Source organism: Paraburkholderia sp. BR10954, assembly GCF_040965775.1.
In the GTDB taxonomy this organism is placed as follows: Bacteria; Pseudomonadota; Gammaproteobacteria; order Burkholderiales; family Burkholderiaceae; genus Paraburkholderia; species Paraburkholderia youngii.
Genome location: NZ_JBFRCK010000030.1, coordinates 49,191 through 67,983 on the forward strand (window position 1 = coordinate 49,191; position 18,793 = coordinate 67,983).

16 protein-coding genes and 2 pseudogenes are annotated in these 18,793 nt (G+C 59.0%); 11 read left to right on the forward strand and 7 right to left on the reverse strand.

What is annotated here, in order from left to right; genetic code table 11:
• Positions 1-267 precede the first annotated feature (267 nt).
• The 7 genes and pseudogenes from AB4Y34_RS31305 to AB4Y34_RS31335 all read left to right on the forward strand — a co-directional run.
• A pseudogene (locus tag AB4Y34_RS31305) lies at positions 268-363 on the forward strand (type II toxin-antitoxin system VapB family antitoxin); the annotation flags it as partial.
• A gap of 843 nt (positions 364-1,206) precedes the next feature.
• Positions 1,207-2,266: pseudogene (locus tag AB4Y34_RS31310) on the forward strand (IS630 family transposase).
• Positions 2,267-2,850: 584 nt separating this feature from the next.
• Positions 2,851-3,051: a hypothetical protein gene (locus AB4Y34_RS31315; RefSeq protein ID WP_368718212.1), complete on the forward strand. Its 201-nt coding sequence runs from the start codon at positions 2,851-2,853 to the stop codon at positions 3,049-3,051.
• A 244-nt stretch (positions 3,052-3,295) separates the two neighbouring features.
• On the forward strand, positions 3,296-3,514 hold the full coding sequence (locus tag AB4Y34_RS31320; RefSeq protein ID WP_368718213.1) for a hypothetical protein: 219 nt from the start codon (positions 3,296-3,298) through the stop codon (positions 3,512-3,514).
• Between the two features lie 42 nt (positions 3,515-3,556).
• Positions 3,557-3,835 carry a DUF1488 family protein gene (locus AB4Y34_RS31325; protein WP_368718214.1) on the forward strand — a complete coding sequence of 93 codons (279 nt, stop codon included), beginning with the start codon at positions 3,557-3,559 and terminating at the stop codon, positions 3,833-3,835.
• A 1,163-nt stretch (positions 3,836-4,998) separates the two neighbouring features.
• On the forward strand, positions 4,999-5,832 hold the full coding sequence (locus AB4Y34_RS31330; RefSeq protein WP_368718215.1) for a DUF932 domain-containing protein: 834 nt from the start codon (positions 4,999-5,001) through the stop codon (positions 5,830-5,832).
• A gap of 129 nt (positions 5,833-5,961) precedes the next feature.
• Positions 5,962-8,193: a ParB/RepB/Spo0J family partition protein gene (locus AB4Y34_RS31335; protein WP_368718216.1), complete on the forward strand. Its 2,232-nt coding sequence runs from the start codon at positions 5,962-5,964 to the stop codon at positions 8,191-8,193.
• 47 nt (positions 8,194-8,240) lie between these two features.
• On the opposite strand, the gene AB4Y34_RS31340 is transcribed toward AB4Y34_RS31335, so the two are convergent.
• The 4 genes from AB4Y34_RS31340 to AB4Y34_RS31355 all read right to left on the reverse strand — a co-directional run bounded on the left by AB4Y34_RS31340 (position 8,241) and on the right by AB4Y34_RS31355 (position 12,155).
• Complete coding sequence (locus AB4Y34_RS31340) at positions 8,241-8,990, reverse strand: hypothetical protein (protein ID WP_368718217.1); 750 nt, start codon at positions 8,988-8,990, stop codon at positions 8,241-8,243.
• Positions 8,965-9,675, reverse strand: a complete 711-nt coding sequence (locus AB4Y34_RS31345) for a protein mobD (protein ID WP_368718218.1) — start codon at positions 9,673-9,675, stop codon at positions 8,965-8,967. The genes AB4Y34_RS31340 and AB4Y34_RS31345 overlap by 26 nt, the downstream gene beginning before the upstream one ends.
• Before the next feature lie 9 nt (positions 9,676-9,684).
• The gene (locus AB4Y34_RS31350) at positions 9,685-10,149 is read right to left on the reverse strand and encodes a hypothetical protein (protein ID WP_368718219.1); all 465 of its coding nucleotides are present in this window, start codon (positions 10,147-10,149) and stop codon (positions 9,685-9,687) included.
• 1,229 nt (positions 10,150-11,378) lie between these two features.
• Positions 11,379-12,155 (reverse strand): alpha/beta hydrolase family protein, encoded by a 777-nt coding sequence (locus tag AB4Y34_RS31355; protein WP_368718220.1) that lies wholly within the window; start codon positions 12,153-12,155, stop codon positions 11,379-11,381.
• 364 nt (positions 12,156-12,519) lie between these two features.
• Between AB4Y34_RS31355 and AB4Y34_RS31360 the strand changes: the two genes are divergently transcribed.
• Positions 12,520-12,687 (forward strand): hypothetical protein, encoded by a 168-nt coding sequence (locus tag AB4Y34_RS31360; protein WP_368718221.1) that lies wholly within the window; start codon positions 12,520-12,522, stop codon positions 12,685-12,687.
• Positions 12,688-13,014: 327 nt separating this feature from the next.
• On the opposite strand, the gene AB4Y34_RS31365 is transcribed toward AB4Y34_RS31360, so the two are convergent.
• From AB4Y34_RS31365 to AB4Y34_RS31375, 3 genes are all read right to left on the reverse strand, one after another.
• Entirely contained in the window at positions 13,015-13,872 is an 858-nt protein-coding gene (locus AB4Y34_RS31365) for an enoyl-CoA hydratase/isomerase family protein (protein ID WP_368718222.1), read from the reverse strand.
• Positions 13,873-14,067: 195 nt separating this feature from the next.
• Positions 14,068-14,514, reverse strand: a complete 447-nt coding sequence (locus AB4Y34_RS31370) for an OsmC family protein (RefSeq protein ID WP_368718223.1) — start codon at positions 14,512-14,514, stop codon at positions 14,068-14,070.
• A gap of 74 nt (positions 14,515-14,588) precedes the next feature.
• Positions 14,589-15,035 (reverse strand): Ohr family peroxiredoxin, encoded by a 447-nt coding sequence (locus tag AB4Y34_RS31375; RefSeq protein WP_368718224.1) that lies wholly within the window; start codon positions 15,033-15,035, stop codon positions 14,589-14,591.
• Positions 15,036-15,523: 488 nt separating this feature from the next.
• Here AB4Y34_RS31375 and AB4Y34_RS31380 point away from each other — a divergent pair, with 488 nt between their 5' ends.
• The 3 genes from AB4Y34_RS31380 (at position 15,524) to AB4Y34_RS31390 (ending at position 18,397) form a co-directional block, all read left to right on the forward strand.
• A complete protein-coding gene (locus AB4Y34_RS31380) occupies positions 15,524-16,165 on the forward strand; it encodes an isochorismatase family cysteine hydrolase (protein WP_368718225.1) in 642 nt (213 codons plus the stop codon).
• On the forward strand, positions 16,162-17,739 hold the full coding sequence (locus AB4Y34_RS31385; protein WP_368718226.1) for an aldehyde dehydrogenase (NADP(+)): 1,578 nt from the start codon (positions 16,162-16,164) through the stop codon (positions 17,737-17,739). Before AB4Y34_RS31380 ends, AB4Y34_RS31385 begins: the two co-directional genes overlap by 4 nt.
• Before the next feature lie 151 nt (positions 17,740-17,890).
• Complete coding sequence (locus tag AB4Y34_RS31390; RefSeq protein WP_368718227.1) at positions 17,891-18,397, forward strand: winged helix-turn-helix transcriptional regulator; 507 nt, start codon at positions 17,891-17,893, stop codon at positions 18,395-18,397.
• Positions 18,398-18,793 lie beyond the last annotated feature (396 nt).

Below are 18,793 nucleotides of genomic sequence, written 5' to 3' on the forward strand. Positions count from 1 at the left end.
GTTCACCAGGTAGCGGTGAACTTTCCAACCGACATGCCGCATTTCGTCGCCAGAGATCGCAACGGAACCAGCCTTCCGAAACTCGCCAGTGCTCTCAGAATCTCAGCCCCGATTTCGACCGACTGAATGCGGGGCCGCAGGTCGTCGGACTGATCGTCCTGCCCGCCTTTCGTCTCTACAGTCATCGAAGGTGGGCAGTACGGGTCGGTACAGTTGGTCGCCGCACCGCTGGGATACTCCACGCAGCTGTATTCGCGCGGTGGGCTCGTGCAGGCGTTTGTTCGTGTTCAGGCTGGTAAGCGTCTGGCAGCCTTGGGGGTCGCCGCGCCCGATATGCCCGACATCCCGCGGCGTCGATCCGAGCCTCGGGTCGTTGAATTTCATCGTCACAAAGCCGCGGAATGCCTTCAGCCTTCCGACAACCCAGTACTCGACAACTTCGTGCTTCGTCGTCATCTGCTTGTCGACAAATGCGCGAAGATTGGCGCGGATGGCCTCCCAGCCCTCCCAGTGGCCGATACCCAGAGTGCCCTGCGCGTGCTCGGCAAAGCAGTCGAAGCCCTTGCCCCATGTCTTGTCGTCGATTTCCTTCCAAAACGCAAGCAACCAGCCGGGTGTCGCGGTTTTCCCGAACGTGATGTTGTCGCCGGAGGATTGCGCAAAGACGCTCGGGAGCGGAAGAGCCGCTGCCGCGGTAAGAGCTGCGCCAAGCAGCGCTGTTCGACGAGTACTATTAATTTTATCCATGATGTCCTTCGTAGTATTCAGAATATTTCCGTGTATCAGGAATTCATATTGTTGACAGCCGTATGAAGCGTCGTATCGCCAAAAGAAAGTTTGAGTTTTATCGATGCCAGAAACCGACACAATTACTTTCAATGTAATATGCGGCAGATGGTACTGGTTCGGTCGACCCGGTCTAATTCTGAGCTCTCCGATCACGGTGCCTCAGTCAGCGACCATTCGCAATTACACGCGAGGTAATTGGCGCGGCTTCGGTGTATGTCTATTCTTTTGTTGTCACGCGATCATCCTTTGACGCACGCATCCGCCCCCTGGTTGTGCTGATGCAAGCAACATGGCCTCCATCTGGAGGCCACGTTAGCCAACCGGGCCGGTATGTTCAGTAAAATGCCCGTAGCGAAACAAGGCCGATCAGAAGCACCTAGTCCATTGAACCAATGAATTGCACCGATCTAATGGTGCATGGGCAAAATGAATCTGAGTGAAGCTGAGCGGGAAGAACTGTTGTCGATGCAGCGCAGCCGAACGATGGCCGTTGGCCAGGTAAGGCGAGCGCGGTTGATCCTGCTGCTTGATGAAGGGGCATCGCGCGGAGCGATCATGAGCGAATTGCGATGCGATTCGCGTTTTATCACACGTGGCAAAACCGCTTCGCCAGTGAGCGTCTGGCAGGCCTCTATGGCCGGCACCCGGGTCGTGCGCCGCGGCGCGACCTGGCGCGTCTTGAGGCGAGAGTACTCGACTACACGCTGCGACGCAAACCGGCCGATGGCTCGACGCACTGGAGCAGCCGCAAGTTGGCCGCACAGCTGGGCGTGCCCTTCATGACGGTTCAACGAATCTGGCGCAAACACGAGATTCGGCCGCATCGTCTCGATACCCACATGGTGTCGAACGATCCCGACTTTGAGGCAAAGGCTGCCGATGTGATCGGCCTGTACCTGAACCCGCCTTTGCACGCGGCGGTGTTCTGCGTGGATGAGAAAACGGCCATTCAGGCGCTTGATCGCAAAGACCGGATGTTGCCGCTCTCGCCTGGGCGCGCCGAAAGTCACGGCTTCGAATACAAACGCAACGGTACCTTGAGCCTGTTTGCAGCGCTGAATGTCGCCACCGGCGAAGTGCTGGGCAAGACAGCACCACGCCATACCAGTGCCCAGTTCGTCGCGTTCCTCACCGAGGTGGTATCGGCGCAGCCAGCCAGAAAGGAGATTCACGTGATCTGTGACAACGTCAGCAGCCACAAAACCGACGCCGTTCAAACCTTTCTGGCTGACCATACGAACGTCTCGATGCATACACCCCCACGTATTCGTCATGGCTGAATCAGGTCGAGAACTGGTTTGCCCGCATCCAGCGCGACGTCATTACACGCGGCGTATTCACCAGCACAAAAGATCTCGACAAAAAGCTCATGCGCTACGTCCGCCAATACAACAAGCAGGCTGTCCCATTGAAATGGAAGTATTCCGATCCAACTCGACGCATCCGGTGCAATTCATCCGGTTCAATGGACAAGTGATACCAAACTGCAGGTGGCTTGAATGGGAGTCCGGGCGCCCTCTTTGTTGATCCGTTCTCGCTCAAACAGCAACCTTTCGGTAGGTCTGTCCGTTGAGGATGATCGTTTCCGATTCTTCTGGCTTTGCCATGTCAAGCGCAAGAGACGCGCCGTGCTGCAGACCTTCGTAGTAGGCCGCCGCGATAGCGACCCACAAAGGGTTTCGTGCGAGGTTGCACTGAGCAGAAGGGCCGATGAATCGCCACAGTGCAGCCCACGTCTCCCGCGAGCCGGAGATCTTAATCCGTAATCGGTGTGCCGGGCACGGCGACCAGGCAGATATTGACCATGCCGTCTTTCATGACTTGTAGCCCTTGAGGTTCTCGCACGCAGTCAGCATTGCGACGACGTCGCCACTCGCGATCGCGCGTCGCAGAATCGAGGCCTAGCACGGGTCATCATCGTGCCGAAAGTACCTACCAGGCCGAGTTAGACGCAATGGCCGAGGACTTCAGTCACGCGCTTGATTTCGTCCGGCAGCGCCTCGCTGAGGGATTTAGTGTCGCTCATGCTAGGATTTCTCGAATACCCTGAGAGAGACCTTCATGGCCGCCCACAATTTCTCGTACAAGGAAGTCAACTACAGCGTTTACGTGACCCAACAAAAAACCGGAAGGTGGAACTGGGCATACACGTTGACCACGCCGCCCGTCTACTGGAAAAACCCAGAGGCAGCTGCAGAAACCCCGGAGCAAGCGATCGAAGAGGCTCGTCTCCACGCGGAGCGCCGCATCGATGCGATGTAGTCTCGTATCATGGTGCCAGGATTCCTTCAGGATACGGACGGAGGCCGACATGTGGACCTGCCGAAACTGCGATGCTCGGTTTGACTTTGATCAGATCGCGCCGGAAGTCGATGACCAGGGATTCTTTTTCCTCTGTCCGGCCTGTGACTACAGAAATAAGCTTGTGAGCCTCGGCCGAGACGCGAATGGGAACTTGCAGCTTGTTCAACGCGACGATGAATAGAGCACTCTTTCGGAGGCGGTCATGCAATTCGACTACAAGCAGTTCCACATCGACGCGTCGCCGCTTGATGAAGGGGGTCGATACTACGGTCGCGCAAAGATTTACCGCCGCACCGCGGCGGGCGGCGAGGCGGTCGAGGTGAAGTACTCGGGTAACCTCGGGGACTATCCTTCCGGCGCAGACGCGTTCGAGGCAGCACAGCGCTGGGAGATCCAGTGGTGCGACGAACACGGCGCTTAGGCAGCGCGCTACGATGTTTCGGCAAAGAGAGCGAAGATGGCCATGGCTACGTACATCGACGAAGGCTTCAAACCGAGAGTGACGGAGCGTGCGACAGTCGCCTTTCGGGTAATTTTCGACGATCGCCATCAAGTCTTCGAGGTAAGCGCAGAAGCGCTCCAGGAATACTGTGATGCTCCCAGCGATCGCCGGGAAGATTTGCTCGCAGCGTTTGAGGATGCGCAGTTTGAGATTTTGGAGATCGCCGAAACGAAGGTCGGATCCAGTGACACGAATCCCATTCTTTTGACAATGGCTGATTTCAAAAAGCCTGGTCATTAGCGATCTCTCCGGAAATCAATGACCCCTACCCACAGGTTCACGTGGGGCCCGTGCCCGCGTTTGAAGTTCGCCCTGTCCCACAGGCCTACGCATGCCTGATCGAACCGCACTACATGTAGGAATAAGGCGGTCAGCCAGCATTCCGCTGCTAACGATACTGCACATGCACCTGATGCAGAAATGATACGGCATCGCTGCCACACGCAATCCCGCGTGACAGCGCACGCGTCCTCGCGTCAGCGCTTCGGAGTACCACCGCACATGGTCCGCCACTCAAGATAGCCGGTACGGTGCGGCATGAAGCATGAGTGCGATGCTCCGCTCTCCTCAGCGGACCGTGGCGAACTGACTGACCACGAGGTGCGACTGCGGCCGATCAGCGACGATAGCGAATGGGCGAGTGCGTTTATTCGATGCCTGCCCTCAAGCGCGGGCTCGTGAGTGAACGACAGTGCGTGCGGGCAGGCGTTGGATAAACCTAAACGACAGCACGCATACGCTGAACTCTCTGGCGGCCGTTCGTCGCTGCTCCTCGCCGAACGACCGGTGACCAGCCGTAAGCAGGCATGCCACCGTTGATACACGACCGTCAGCTGTGGCCGAAAACCGGCCCCGCGTCGCGGTGTCGGCAAGTTCCCAATCCCTTCGCTATGAGAGGCCGGCGGCCGCGCGGCCGTGGAGTCGCGGGCCGCACGACCGCCATCAATCCGGCCACTCGAGTCGCATCCTGGCCTGCCGCCGCGCACGTTTGTAAATCACCTGATGGCGCCGGTTGTCGGTCATCAACTTCAGGCACAGCAGTCAACCGCGTCGCTTTTTAGCGAGGAGGGCCTACGCGACCGCGACCATAGGACCGCACCTGCATCCCCACTCAACCCGCGGCATGGCATTGCACCCGGCTCCCAGCTTCCCGCCCTTGACCCGCGACAGTAGCCGATAGCGGGCGCGCATCAAGGGGCGAGGGACCGTGTTGCCCGCACCCCTCCCTCGCCTATTTCCTTGACGCCCGCCCGCTATCGGCTCCTCAAGTCGCACGGGCGGGAACCCGGGAGCCAGGCGGCCGCAACGCCAACCCCGAGTTCCACCGGGAAGTGTCTAGTCGCAATGGCAAGGCACCTCCCCTCGCCCGGTTCAGGTCCTCAACCTTGACTGTGGAGATTGCCATGCAACTCGCTTCCTCTTTCCATTACGGCTCCCCGATGCTTCGCGCTGACTCGCCCCTCTCAGACGATCAGATTCGCCGGGTTGCTCCCTCCATCTTCGCGGACGGCAAGCACGAAAGCCGTTCCGAACGCTACACCTACATTCCCACCATCGACGTTTTGCGCGGCCTGCGCAACGAAGGCTTTCAGCCGTTCATGATCTGCCAAACTCGTGTTCGCGATCAGGGCAAGCGCGAATTCACAAAACACATGCTGCGGCTTCGCTATGCCGACCAGATCTCCGGCGAGGAAGCCGACGAAATCGTGCTGCTGAACTCGCACGACGGCACCAGCAGTTACCAGATGCTGGCGGGCATATTCCGGTTTGTCTGCCAGAACGGCATGGTCGCGGGCGAGAACATCGCCGACATCCGCGTCCCACACAAAGGCAAGGTCATCCAGAACGTGATCAATGGCGCATTCGACGTGCTCGACGGCTTCGACCTGATCCGCGAGCAGAAGGAAGGCATGCGCGCCGCGACGCTCGACCGGGACGAACAACAGGCGTTCGCCCGTTCCGCACTCGCATTGCGTTATGACCCGAGCGACGCCGAAGCGCCCGCGCCCATTACCGAGGGCCAGTTGCTCACCCCACGACGCTTCGAGGATCGCCGCGATGACCTCTGGACCGTTTTCAATCGCGTGCAGGAGAACCTCACGAAGGGCGGCATCCATGGCAGCTCGCGCTCGGGCCGCGCGATGTCCACGCGACCCATCACCGGCATCGACCAGAACGTGAAGCTCAACCGCGCCCTCTGGATGCTCGCGGATGCCATGCGTCAACTGAAGTCTTGACGACCGGGGGGCGACGCACACACGCCGCCCCGTTGCCAGCCCTTGCGCCACGACGCCCTCCGGGTCACGTCCCCGCGCATTCACACAGCACTGGCCCGGCACCTTGTTTCCAAGTTTATGGAGTCCATCATGCAAGCCCAAACTGTTGAAGCAGCCACCGTCTCCGTTGACGTCGTCGAATCCGCAACCTCACCCGAGACCGATTTCGGCAACGAGCGGCCGGTCCTGACCGTGCCTTACTCCAGCCTGCGGCACTCGCCACTGAACGCCCGCACCAAACCTCTGGCAGGTATCCCCGGACTTGCCGCCAACATCCGCGCGAAAGGGTTGCTTCAAAACCTCGTCGTCCATGAGATCAAGGGTTCGCGGGGGAAACAGCGCAAATATGGCGTTTGCGCGGGCCAGCGACGGGAAGCCGCGCTCGACCTGCTGTTCGAGCAGAAGCACATCAGCGCCGACTATCCGGTGCCCGTGCGCGTGGTTCGCGAGGGCGAAGCGCTCGCCATTTCACTGATCGAGAACAGTGAACGCGAGGGACTCGATCCTTTCGACGTGCTGCGTGCCTACCGGATGCTGGCTGAGGAAGGCCACAGCGTCGATTACATCGCCGCGCTTTTTTCCGCGTCGCCCATCACGGTCAAGCGGCGCATGAAGCTCGCCAATGTGTCTCCCAAACTGCTGGCGCTGCTGCGCGAGGACGCAATCACACTCGACCAGCTTGCCGCGCTCGCCCTGGCGGACGACCACGACACCCAGGAACGCCTCTGGTTTGAGGCAAACGAGTGGCAGCGTCAGCCGCACTATGTGCGGCAGGCGATCACGCGCGCGGAGATCGACGCGAGCCGCAGCCGTCTCGTGCGCTTCGTTGGGCTCGCCGCCTACGAGGCAGCGGGCGGTTATGTCCGGCGGGACCTGTTCAGTGACGAGGAAAACGCGGGCTACATTGCCGATGCCGATCTGCTTCAACACCTCGTCGCGCAGAAGCTCGACGCAGCCGCCGAGGAAGTCCGCGCCGAGGGCTGGGGCTGGGTCGAAACCCGTATCGAGCGCGACATGCTGGAACTGAACCGTTTCGGCAAGTTGAACCCGGGCCAGCGCCCGTACACCGACGAGGAGCAGCGCGAAGTCGACGCGCTCACGGCACAGCACGACGAACTGGCCGACAGCCTCGAAGCCCTCTCGGAGGACGACGAAAGCGCCTATGAGGAAGCCGAACGCCTCGACAACGAAATCGGGCGGATCAACACCGAAATCATGGCGCTCGAAGGCCGCGCCACGGTCTGGGAAGCGTCACAGATGGCTGAGGCTGGCGCGTACGTGATCGTCGGTTCACAGGGCGAACTGGCTATCGAGCGCGGCCTCGTGCGACGGGACAACACGGCTGCACTCGACGCGGCGGGCGCGACCGTTTCCGGTACACCGGCAGCCGAAACCCCTGACACAAAGGGATCACTGGCTCCGAGGGTAAAGCCCGTCCACAGCGCGAAGCTCTGCCAGCGGCTGACCGCGCACCGCACCGCAGCCATCCATGCGGAACTGATCACGCAGCCCACCGTCGCGCTGGCGGCCCTGCTGCAACACCTGATCCCGCACGCACTGCCCGGGCACTTTGCCTTTACGACGGCGCGCGATTATCTGAGGCTGTCCGGCACGAACAATCACGACAGTCTGCTGCACGCGGCCGACGACCTGCCCACCAGCCCCGCATGGAACGCCATCGAAACCCAACGCGCGCGATGGATTGCGGAACTGCCGGCGAAACGATCCGACCTGCTCCCGTGGTTGATCCGTCAGGACCTCGACACCACGTTGCTCGAGCTACTCGCGTTCTGCACCGGCACGCTGCTCGACGGCATCGAAGGCGAGGAAACGCCACATGCGATCAACGCGCTCACAGATGCGCTGAACCTCGACATGGCCCGGTACTGGACGCCGACCCGCGCCACGTATTTTGATCACGTCAGCAAGGCGCGCATTGCGGAAGTCGTGTCCGCTGCCGTATCGCAGAAGGTCGCCGCCGATCTCACAAAGATGAACAAGGCCGACGCAGCTGCCGCAGCCGAACTGCGCCTCGCCAACGTTGCATGGGTTCCGGAAATCCTCACCGACCGCGAGATTCCGGCGATGCCCTCGTGGGCTACCCGCGAGGATGACGAGGACGAGGACGAAGCTGGAGAAGACGGCGGGGAGACAGCCGACGACGAGGACGCCGGATCGAGTTCCAGCAACGACGATCAGGAATTCAACAACACATCTCGCGACGCTGAGGCGCCTACAGGTCCCCACACCGCACAGCCGCCGTGGCCCTTCCCGACCGCCGCTAAGCTAAACGTGGCGCAAGCTGACCCGAGCGTCGCGTAACTTCCGCCCCTGAGCCGCAAACGCGGCACAGCAGACGACAGCGCCTTTCAGGGCCTGCCGTCTGCCTGCGGCAATTGCACCGCGCGACAGTCCGGGCCCGCCACATGCCATCCCATCTGCCAATCTGCGACGCCAACTGCAATCACTAGCAGACAGAGAACGGCACCGCCCACCAGCAACAGGCGACAAATCGAGCGTGCAAAACGTTTTTCCATTCCGGTCGCCATCGCCTCCACCCGCGCCGCCGATGTATCCACCGCCCGTTCGAATGCGGCAAGCATGCCGCCCAAGCGCTCGCGTTGCTCGCGTCCTGAAGCCGCCGCCGCGCCGATCAGCCGGTTACCCGCCACACGCGCGACCTGATTCGACATGCGCTCGATCAAACCCGTTATCGCGGCCTCATTCAGGCTTGCCAGTGCTGCCCGATAGCGGACCTCGTGTTCCTGGATCAGGTTTTCCGCGAGCTGGATCGTCGCCTTGCACCGCTCAAGCGCTTCGCGATGCTGCTGCATCAGGGCATCGGTTGCGCCGCCGGTTTCCCGGCGCGCTGCTTCGAGACTACCTTCACCCGCCCACCGGACTCGCTGCGGCATAGCTTCATACAGCCGCGCGTAGTATTCGAGCACAGCAATCATCGACCATAGCGCGTCATTGTCGTGCAGATTCAGCGCGACCGACACCCGGCGCATGCGGGCCAAGCTGGCCTCGTCCGGAACATCGCCGCAGACTTCATGAAACAGGCGGGTGAGCGGATCGGCCGATCTCGATTGCCTAGTGCTCATGAACCGTTCGGTCAACGCCGATGACCTTTGAGAACATCGCGTCGCACAGCGCCCGCCAGCGGAAGAGCTCCGCGCGCTGCCCGATATGCATGGTCTCCGACGCCTTGCGGATCGAGGTACGCTGACTACGCAACTCGTCCGCGACGCGATCCGCGAGATCGGGAAAATCCAGCGACCGGCCCTGTGCCTCGACGGCCTTGCGGAGGTTCGACTCACGGTACAGCGTGAACTTGTCCGGCGTGCCGAAGTAACAATTGCGCACGACATGTGTGAGCGCACGCGGGAATGTTTCGCCAAATTCAAGCAGCAGTTCGAGACTGTCGCGCTGCCGGTTGATGACCCATAACACGACGAGACGCCGGGCCAGGTCATCCAGCGTACTGGCGAGCGTTCCGCCGTACCGGGCAACGCCGGCCTGACTGCGCGCCGCCGTATTGACGATGACTGTCGCATCCCGATGCTCATCGCAGAAATTGACGAAATCGATCCAGCCGCCCGCCTCATCCAGATCACATGAAGCGCATTCGATTTCGTCATGGACGGCTTTCATGACATCGGGATTTGACGTGTCCGTCTCCACCAGGACGGTGTGGACATCCGTGCGCCGGAGATATTCGACCAGCGCCAGCGTGACGAAACTCTTGCCAACGCCACCCTTGCTGCCACCGATCATATAGATAGGAGGATTTTCCATTGCCATTTCATACCTCTACAGGTTTTCGGTATCCGGCCTGATCGGAAATCCGAGGAAGCCCTGAACCTCTTTGCGATCCGGCCTGGTGATTCCCCCATCCCCGTTCTGTTGTGATCTGGCGGGCGCATGGCCAGAATGTAGTGGCTTCGCCTGATTGCCCTTTTTTACGCGAGACGATGTCACGGCGGTATTCGTAGCAACGTGCCGCTCCGCCTGCACTGCATTTTCTTCTTTGGCAGCACGCTGCATCGCGTATCGCAATGTGCTGGCACTGATCTCTACACCGTCCTGGGCGATCTGCTCGACGATTTCTTCCTGTGTGTAGCCCTTTCTCTGCGCATCGATGATTTGAGGCTGCATGGACTTCATTGCATCCCGGACGTTGACACGGTGCTCATGCGCGGGCTTTTCCGGCAGAGAACCGAGACGGCGCGCTGCGGCGTCCCATTGCGCCTGGGTAAAGCTTTTCATCACCGGCATGATTCGCTCCTGCACACTGCCTTCATGCCATCTTGCAAAGAGGACTGGCGCACGTCAATGCCTGGAAACAGGCTCGAATCGGCGTGATGGAATGTGCTGGATTGAGTAGGACTTCTCTGGAATAACAAACTTTTTTTTGCGCCGTCGCGCGCGCGCAACGTACCGGGATTTGCGCGTCGACCAATACGAGTGCATCGGCCTTCAGTCGAATGATCAGAGGCTCTGCGTTGACAACGGGCAGCACATGAAATCCGTCACTCGCCAATTTGCGTCGAATGACCGCTGGAGTTGATGTGACGTGTCCGTCCGATGCCATTCCTGCGGGGCCGCGCGGAAATGTCTTTGTTCAATTTGCGCGAGCGTCTGCATCCTGGCACGCGGATTCAATACGGCCTTTGAATTTTTCCGTGCGGAGCACGGCAGCCCATGCTCATCCATGTTGCGCCATCAGTCATGCCTTTGCGATTCGGGTCAATCATTTATTTGCGTGTGGAGGGCCGACCCGCTCACGAGATACGCCATTTTTCGGCCGGGTCACTTCACTTTGCTGCGCGGACGAGTACATTTTTTTTCGGCAGGTGTTCATCTTTTTGCGCGACTACCGGCGACCACACTCACAGGATTTGCGGATGACAAAAGAAAAAGAATAACAACGAGGTATGGCAGGATAGGCTATCGCCGGCTTTCGGCGCCCAAGGACCGACGCTTACTGAAGAACTCGATTATCTGCTGACGCAATAGCCGAGCGGTGCGGACATCCAGGCTGGCGTCTTAAGGAAAGTAGGTCGGGCGTAGCTGACGGTCGCCGATCCGACGACGTGCGGCAGTTGCCCGTCACGTCGCCGACATTCGCAAACCGGTGTAAGGCGAATGTTGGCCCTCGTTAAGGACGAGTGAGCCTTCCCGACCCATCTCGGCCGTTCGACACTCGGTAAGCCGAACGTCTTTTGACGACCCGCAGCGGTCAGTCGCTCGTACCCCGTCGCCGGCACGTCGACGGCCTTTGACACATACTCGATTGGACAAGCACCTCCGACAGGAGGCCACAACGTGTCCCGCGAGCCGTCAATCGCTGCAGTACCCTTCTTTATCCTACGCCTTGATCAGACACTCGTGACGATCTGAGCTCACGCAGACTAGCGGCCGCTTGTAGAACCAAGCCGCAATACGTCGCGCTTCAGCGCGAACTTCGTCGAAAATCTCATTCGCCGAGCGCTCCCGGTAAATCCTCAATTCGCTGACCTACGTTCGCTGTCGAGATACGGCGACACCCATGCTGCGATGCAGCGTCCTACATACTCTGCATCTTTGCTGTCGCTTAACAGATGGTCAGCTCGGTCCAACGATAGGAAACTCTTTGGATGCCTCGCCGCAAGGAAAATTTTTTGCGCTTGGTCAATGGTGACGGTGTCGTCCAGAGGAGAATGGAGGACAAGTAATGCCCTCTCCAGCTTTGCGACCTTCTCCTCTAACCGGTGTTCATCGATGTCCTCAAGGAATTGCCGCTTGATCGTGAAGTTCCGCCCGGCGAGCTGAACAGTCAATGTGCCCAGCTCCTCGATTAATTCGATGCTGTCTTTGAACAAATGCTTGATATGACCTACGTCACCAGGTGCCCCGATCGTAACGACCGCCTTTGATTCCGGTATTTTGGAAGCTGAGGCCAGAACTGCCGCACCACCCAGACTATGTCCAATCAGTATGCTTGGCGCTTGATATGCCGTTCTAAGGAAATCCGCCGCCGCCAACAGGTCGCTGATGTTGGAGGAAAAATTACTGTTGGAGAAGTCGCCATCGCTGTTACCAAGCCCTGTGAAGTCGAAGCGAAGTACAGCAATCGACTGTTCAGTCAGAGTTCGTGCGATCCTCGACGCCGACTTCAAGTCCTTACCGCAAGTAAAGCAGTGCGCGAACAGCGCATATGCAACAGGCTCGTCAGGAAGCTCAAGGAGTCCTGCCAGTGATTCACCCTGCGCGTTATCGAAAGAAATTTTCTGCTTGATCATTGCGAGGCTCCTCGGTGCGAATGCTGTGATGACGAACAGTTGAATGTTGGGCAGTCGAAAATGGACACGATGCTGGATTGCTCTCTATCTGCGGCACGAATATCTACCAAACAATCTGAGGCGGTAGTGCGGCGGATCCCGGACCTCTTGTCGCTTGCGAATGCGTCAATAGGTCCCTGAATTGCAGCAACTACATTCGATATCAGGCGATCACGAGACCTCCATGGATCCCTCGGATTACGCTGTATCCTTGCGTCCCATACGCCCTCGGTCCCATACCGGATTCGACCTTCCTGATCGAACTCGATTGCGAATATGGCTGTTTGAAATACAAGACCGCTCTCAGCGCGTCGGTCTAACCAGAATGTCCACCGCCGCCAAACTGGCCATCGACCCATACGTGCTCGAAGAATCCCAGGACGATCGCCTCATGCTCGCTTATCCGAAAGTTGAACTCCTTGTCGCGCTCAAGCCGGAAATTCCGGAAACTTGCGTATGCGAACGCCTCACAAAAAAAATCTCGTCGATATAGCGATAGGCTAGTTCGTTGATGCGTATCGCGTCTTGTTCCTGGGCCGCGACGTCGCCGTTGCTCTGAATACTCTTTGAAAGCCATTCTTTCTCCGGCTGTTTATTGGACGAGTGAGGCCATTCGTTTGGGCGCGGCGGTTACGCCGGGCCCAACGTGGCTGAGTCGGCTGGCCTCTATACCGAGGGCTGTCCGGCAAAGCTTGGGACAAACAGACGGCACCGAGGCATTGCGAATGGCGGGACGCCGTCTGCGGTGCAGGGAACGCGATGTGCAAATACGCTGTGGCGCGTCGCTTCGACTGGCGCAGCACGAATAGCACGAGGCAGCTCAGCGCTCCGGTGCGCCAGTGAAAGGCGCCGCCGGGTCGTCATTGCCTGCCTGCCCTAGCTGAGGCAGATACCTGCCGAAGTTCATCTCAAAGTCGCTCGGGACGCCGTAGGCCAGGCCACGAAGCTTGGCGCGGCGGGCCTGGCCAGCTGGCGAGGCCAGCGCCGGGAAGAACAGGTCAATGCTCGATTGCAGTTCGGCAGACGTCGGAATTCCAAAACGATTGACCTGAGCTTTCGCCGCAGCGAGCGTCTCACGGTCGAACGAGGCCAGCCGTCTGACAAGCGTATCGACAAAGCCATCGAGGTCGTCATCGTCCAGCGCACGGTTCACCCAGCCATAGCGTTCGGCAATGTCGGCGTCGAAGTCGTCGGCGCTGAGGACAAACTCGAGTGCCCGCGAGCGGCCCACGAGGCGGGGAAGCCATTCCAGCGCTCCGCCGGCTGGGACCAAGCCGACGCCGACCTCCGGATTGCCGAAGATCGCGTTCTGCCGGCTGGCGAAACGCATGTCGCACGCAAGCACGAACTCGTTACCAATGCCGCGGGTGCGCCCTCGAATCTTGGCGATGCTCACGACTGGCATCGCCGATAGGCGCAACACAGAATCGCGCCAAAAGCCTAGAACCTCCGGTCGCTCCGCTGCCTTGGCCACGTCGAGATGGGCGACGAAAAACTCGGGATCAGCTGACTCGAACACTACGACCTTCACGGAAGGGTCCGCCTCGAGGTCGGTCAGTAACGCTCCGAATTCGACAATGGTTGAAGGAACGAACATGTTGATCGGTGGATTGCTGAAGGTGATCGTCCACCGGCCCGGATTGGTGCGGTCGATGGCGAACTGCAAAGGGTCGGACATGGTGCTTCTCCTAAGGAGATTCGAAGACCAGTTTTGGATTCAGGGTGATCTCGTGCCCTGCCAGCTTTTACTTCCGCAGACGCTTTCGACACGAAAGCAGACAACGACAAGCGTGGCCTTCGTGACGAAAATTCCTGAAAAAGATGTGTTGGTGACGGGCACGTGTTCCGGCGGGGAAGCGCGTGCCCAGTCGGGTTACTGCGTGACGATGTTTGTGGCGATTTCGATGTTGCCGTGTACGGACTTCGAGTACGGGCAGATCTGATGGGCCAGATGCGCGATTTTCTCAACGACTTGCTTTTCCACACCGGGAACGCGGATGTCGAAATTGGCGCCGAGGAACCATGCGCTACCGGTCTGACCAATGTTCACCTTGATGTCCACGGAATAGTCAGGCGGCAGCGTGACCTTCTTCAGTTGGGCCGCCATCCCGAACACCGTGGTGTAGCAGGCCGACCAGGCGCCGGCAAACAGTTGCTCGGCTCTCGGGTGGGGATCGGTGCCGATGAACTCGACGTCTTCGACGCCGGGTGCTGTCAGCTTGAGGTCGTAGGCGCCAAACTCACCGGGCTGGACATTGGGATCGCGGTTGACGGTGGCGTGGGAATTGCCTGCAGCGAGGACTTTTTCGATCTTTTCCATGATGGATTCCTGTGTCTATGAGGGTATCAAGCGTATTTAAATCGTGCGAGATGTAATCGTATGCGCTGTATCAGTTACGCTGTGACGACGTTCAGGGCGACCTCGATGTTGCCGTGCACAGCCTTCGAGTACGGGCAGATCTGGTGGGCGCGGTTCGCGATCGCCTCTACGACTTCCGTTGCCAGACCGGGTGCGCGGACGGTGAACTGGGCGCCCAGGCAAAATCCGTTGCCGACCGTTCCGACACTGACCTGGATGTCCACGGAATAATCGGGAGGCAGGGTGACCTTCTTCAGCGAGGCCGCAATCTCAAACGCGCTGATATAACAGGCCGACCACGCGCCCGAGAACAACTGCTCGGCTCGCGGGTGCAGCTCGGTGGCGAGGAAATCGCGGCCTTCGTCGTTGAGCGCCGACAGCTTGAGGTCAAGCACGCCGTGCTCGCCGCGCTGGAGATCGGGGTCGTGATTGAACCTGGCGTTGGAGTTGCCCGAAAAGAGGACTTGATCAATCTTGGTCATGATGGATTCCTGTGTGAAAGAGGGAGTCAAGCGCTTTATATCGCATGCGATGTAATCGCTTGCGTTGCATGATGGAGAAAGATGCTCCCCGTGTCAATCGCAAAAGATTTAATCGCATACGCTATACCGATAGGTGCAAGAGGATCACCCGCAGCTCGCATGATTCCGCCTGGACTAAACGCTGGCATAGAGCGACCGCCGTCTGGTCATCATTAGAGTTTAGGTCGAGAGCTAGAGCTCACCGAGGAGGATGTCTCCCGGCTCCCCCGCGCCCTCTCCAGCCCGCACAGTCACGTCGGGCATAACTCTTACCAATCCGCGAATGCTGAGTAACTCTCTCCGCGCTTGACGATATGATTATCATAGTTATATCCTTGGCACATCCAGATGGACGCGCGAAAGGTCCCGAACCGTCCGATAGAAGCGAGATGCATAGCCGGGGAAACGCGAAGCGGGGTACTCGCACATCTTCTTAAAGGAGTACCGAAATGTTCAACCTCAGGTATGACGCAGCACGCACTGGCCTGTTGCTGGTCGACCCCTACAACGACTTTCTCTCGGAAGGCGGCAAGCTTTTTCCGATGCTTCGCGACGTCGCTACAGACGTGCGCCTACTCACCAACCTCCGCGCCGCTGTCGATACCGCACGAAAAGCTGATGTTAAGGTTGTCTACGTCCCGCATCGCCGCTGGCAAGCAGGAGACTACGAAAACTGGGATCATCCGAATCCAACTCAACGCCTCGTTCAACAGCGCCACACCTTCGCCAGGGGTACTTGGGGTGGAGAATGGCATGCTGACTTTGTGCCACAGGAAGGCGATATCATTGTCCATGAGCACTGGGGTCAAAGTGGCTTCGCAAACACAGACCTCGACTTTCAACTCAAACAGCAAGGCATCACGCACGTGATTGTGGTCGGCCTATTGGCGAACACCTGCATTGAGTCCACGAGCCGCTTCGCCATGGAACTTGGCTATCACGTTACGCTCGTGCGAGACGCGACGGCCGCGTTTACCAAGGAGATGATGCGCGCCGCACACGAACTGAACGGGCCGACCTTCGCCCATGAAATCCTTACGACGGCCCAGTTGGTCGCCGCACTTCCCGTTGATCAAAAGGAACACTCATGAAACTCACCGGCAACCTACTAATTGGTGCCCGGGAAATCGCTGCGACGGCCGGCAGCATGAAGGCGCTGAATCCCGCACTGAATGTCGAGATTGAACCGCTCTTTGCATTTGGCGGAATCGAAGAGGTTAATCGCGCTGCGCAACTCGCCGACGATGCATTCGATAGCTACGGCGCCACGAGCCTTCCCGAACGCGCCGATTTCCTCGAGCGAATTGCTGAGGGCCTTGACGTCATAACACCAGAACTCGCTCGACGCGCGTCACTGGAAACCGGTTTGCCGGTCGCTCAACTTGAGGGAGAGGCAGCAAAGTCCGCGCTCCAATTTCGCCAGTTTTCGACCGTCGTTCGTCAAGGCCGGTTCCGCCAGGCGACGATTGATCGGGCCCAGCCGGAACGTCAACCCCGTCCACGGATGGACCATCGGATGCAGAAAATCGGATTCGGTCCGGTCGCGATCTTTGGGGCGAGCAATTTCCCGATTTCCTATTCGGTGGCGGGCGGCGACACGGCGTCAGCGTTGGCCGCGGGCTGTACCGTGATCCTGAAGGCCCACAACGGGCATCCCGGCGCGTCAGAAATGATGGGGCGGGTTATCCAACAGGCTGTTAAAGATTCGGGCTTGCACGAGGGCGTCTTTTCTCTCATCCGCGGCAGCGGGAATGAAATTGGTGAGGCGCTGGTCGACCATCCGCTCATCAAAGGCGTGACCTTTACAGGATCGGAAGCCGGTGGTATGGCACTATTCCGGCGGGCACAACAGCGGCCGGATCCAATACCTGTATTCACCGAAATGACGAGCGTCAATCCGACTTTTGTACTACCGGCTGCGCTCGCGGCCCGGGGAGCCACCATCGGCGATGGCTTTGCTGAACGCATGCTCGTTACCGTCGGTCAGGCGTGTCTGAAACCCGCCATCCTGCTCGCCATAGACGGAGATGGCTATTTCGAACTGAAGGAAGCGATGATCTCTCGCGTCGAGGCAATGCAGGCGCGAACGATGCTCACGCCAGGCATTTTCACTGCATATCGGAAGAACGTGGAGCGTCAGAGCCACGCGGGTGCAAGGAGGATCGCAGTGGGCGGCGAACCAGAAAGTGCGTGGGACGGTCAATCAGTTCTCTTCGAGGTGGACGGCGAACGCGTGTTAGAGAGCCCGTCTCTGTCGGAAGAGGTATTCGGTCCTGCTGCGCTGCTCGTCCGTGTGAGGGATGTCGAGCAACTGATTGCGATCGCAAAGCAGTTTCGCGGCCAGCTCTCAGCAACTATGCAAATCGAATCCGCAGATCATGCACTCGCTGCCAGCCTGCTGCCGCTTCTCGAACGCCGCACGGGGCGCATTGTCATCAATGCATTCGCGCATCCGCAAGAGGTGGCATACGCATCGATTCACGGTGGTCCTTTCCCCGCTACGTCGGACAGCCGCTTTACTTCTGTTGGCATGAGTGCGATTGAACGCTTTCTCCGACCTGTCTGCTATCAGGGGTTCCCGGACGACCTGCTGCCGGAGGCCTTGCGGCAAAACAATCCGCGCAGCATCTGGCGTCTCACCGACGGCGAGTTTTCCAAAGCCTGATCGCTCGGTCAGCTTGCAATCGTGTCGGGAACTCGAGATCAATGGATGTCGGCGAAGTCATGAGTTCCTGTCACGTGCGTCGCGACACGAAGTCGTGCTATCATAAATATGAATATCATATTTACTGTTGCGATGTCGATGGAGGTCTTGAATGGCTGCACTGTCCGAGAAGTGCGATACGCTGTGCCCGGTCGCTCGGTCTCAGGCTATTATCGGTGACCGCTGGGCGGTTCTGATCGTGCGGGAACTGTTCATGGGTAACCGAAGATTCGACAGCCTGCTGGCACAGTCACAGGCGACACCGCAGATGCTTTCGTCCCGGCTCAAGCGGCTCGAAGCGGATGGCATGATCGAGCGTAAGCGCTACATGAAAAAACCTCCTCGTTTCGAATACGAACTCACGGAGATGGGACGAGCGTTCTACCCCGTCATCCTCGCCCTTCGCGAGTGGGGCGAAACGTGGCATAAGTCGCCGGGCGAGGACGTCGCGGTGCGCTATACCCATCTCACCTGTGGTTACGATGCTGGCATTGGCACCGTTTGCCAGGCCTGCGGCGAGCCATTGCGGCGTGAAGATCTAAAAGCTGAATTGAGTCCTTCTTACGCTCAGGAGCGTGCAGCACGGCAAGACGTAGCAAAGGCCGATAAGGCTGCTTGATTCAGACTCAGCGCGCGACTGATTCCGGACGCTCGGCCGACGGAATCACAAGGTCGTTCGTCAGCCACGTCCCGCGTTCGCGTTCAGTATGTGGCGACGTTCCGACCAACTTTTTCGTTTCACGCTGAACGGAATCGGGGTCTGGACTATCGACTACCTTTTGCGTAGTCCCGATGATTCCGGCAATCCGAAATCCGGATAGTTCAAACCCAATATGGCGAATTGAGCAAAGGCAATTCCGTTATGCGGCTCCCTCTGCGAACCCGAACTTGTCGTATGTGCTGCGCCTTCATATCTGGCGGATCTGAGCGCGCCGTCAATGAACTACGTCCGGTGTCAAGGCCCTCTCAATCTGCAGCGAAACAACAATACGGTCGATGAAACCCACGAGTCCGC

What these genes read in the sequence shown, in the direction of transcription:
- AB4Y34_RS31315 (WP_368718212.1), top strand. Translation starts at nt 2,851, where the DNA reads ATGGCCGCCCACAATTTCTCGTACAAGGAAGTCAACTACAGCGTTTAC.
- AB4Y34_RS31320 (WP_368718213.1), top strand. Translation starts at nt 3,296, where the DNA reads ATGCAATTCGACTACAAGCAGTTCCACATCGACGCGTCGCCGCTTGAT.
- AB4Y34_RS31325 (WP_368718214.1), top strand. Translation starts at nt 3,557, where the DNA reads ATGGCTACGTACATCGACGAAGGCTTCAAACCGAGAGTGACGGAGCGT.
- AB4Y34_RS31330 (WP_368718215.1), top strand. Translation starts at nt 4,999, where the DNA reads ATGCAACTCGCTTCCTCTTTCCATTACGGCTCCCCGATGCTTCGCGCT.
- AB4Y34_RS31335 (WP_368718216.1), top strand. Translation starts at nt 5,962, where the DNA reads ATGCAAGCCCAAACTGTTGAAGCAGCCACCGTCTCCGTTGACGTCGTC.
- AB4Y34_RS31345 (WP_368718218.1), bottom strand. Translation starts at nt 9,675, where the DNA reads ATGGCAATGGAAAATCCTCCTATCTATATGATCGGTGGCAGCAAGGGT.
- AB4Y34_RS31350 (WP_368718219.1), bottom strand. Translation starts at nt 10,149, where the DNA reads ATGCCGGTGATGAAAAGCTTTACCCAGGCGCAATGGGACGCCGCAGCG.
- AB4Y34_RS31355 (WP_368718220.1), bottom strand. Translation starts at nt 12,155, where the DNA reads ATGATCAAGCAGAAAATTTCTTTCGATAACGCGCAGGGTGAATCACTG.
- AB4Y34_RS31360 (WP_368718221.1), top strand. Translation starts at nt 12,520, where the DNA reads ATGTCCACCGCCGCCAAACTGGCCATCGACCCATACGTGCTCGAAGAA.
- AB4Y34_RS31365 (WP_368718222.1), bottom strand. Translation starts at nt 13,872, where the DNA reads ATGTCCGACCCTTTGCAGTTCGCCATCGACCGCACCAATCCGGGCCGG.
- AB4Y34_RS31370 (WP_368718223.1), bottom strand. Translation starts at nt 14,514, where the DNA reads ATGGAAAAGATCGAAAAAGTCCTCGCTGCAGGCAATTCCCACGCCACC.
- AB4Y34_RS31375 (WP_368718224.1), bottom strand. Translation starts at nt 15,035, where the DNA reads ATGACCAAGATTGATCAAGTCCTCTTTTCGGGCAACTCCAACGCCAGG.
- AB4Y34_RS31380 (WP_368718225.1), top strand. Translation starts at nt 15,524, where the DNA reads ATGTTCAACCTCAGGTATGACGCAGCACGCACTGGCCTGTTGCTGGTC.
- AB4Y34_RS31385 (WP_368718226.1), top strand. Translation starts at nt 16,162, where the DNA reads ATGAAACTCACCGGCAACCTACTAATTGGTGCCCGGGAAATCGCTGCG.
- AB4Y34_RS31390 (WP_368718227.1), top strand. Translation starts at nt 17,891, where the DNA reads ATGGCTGCACTGTCCGAGAAGTGCGATACGCTGTGCCCGGTCGCTCGG.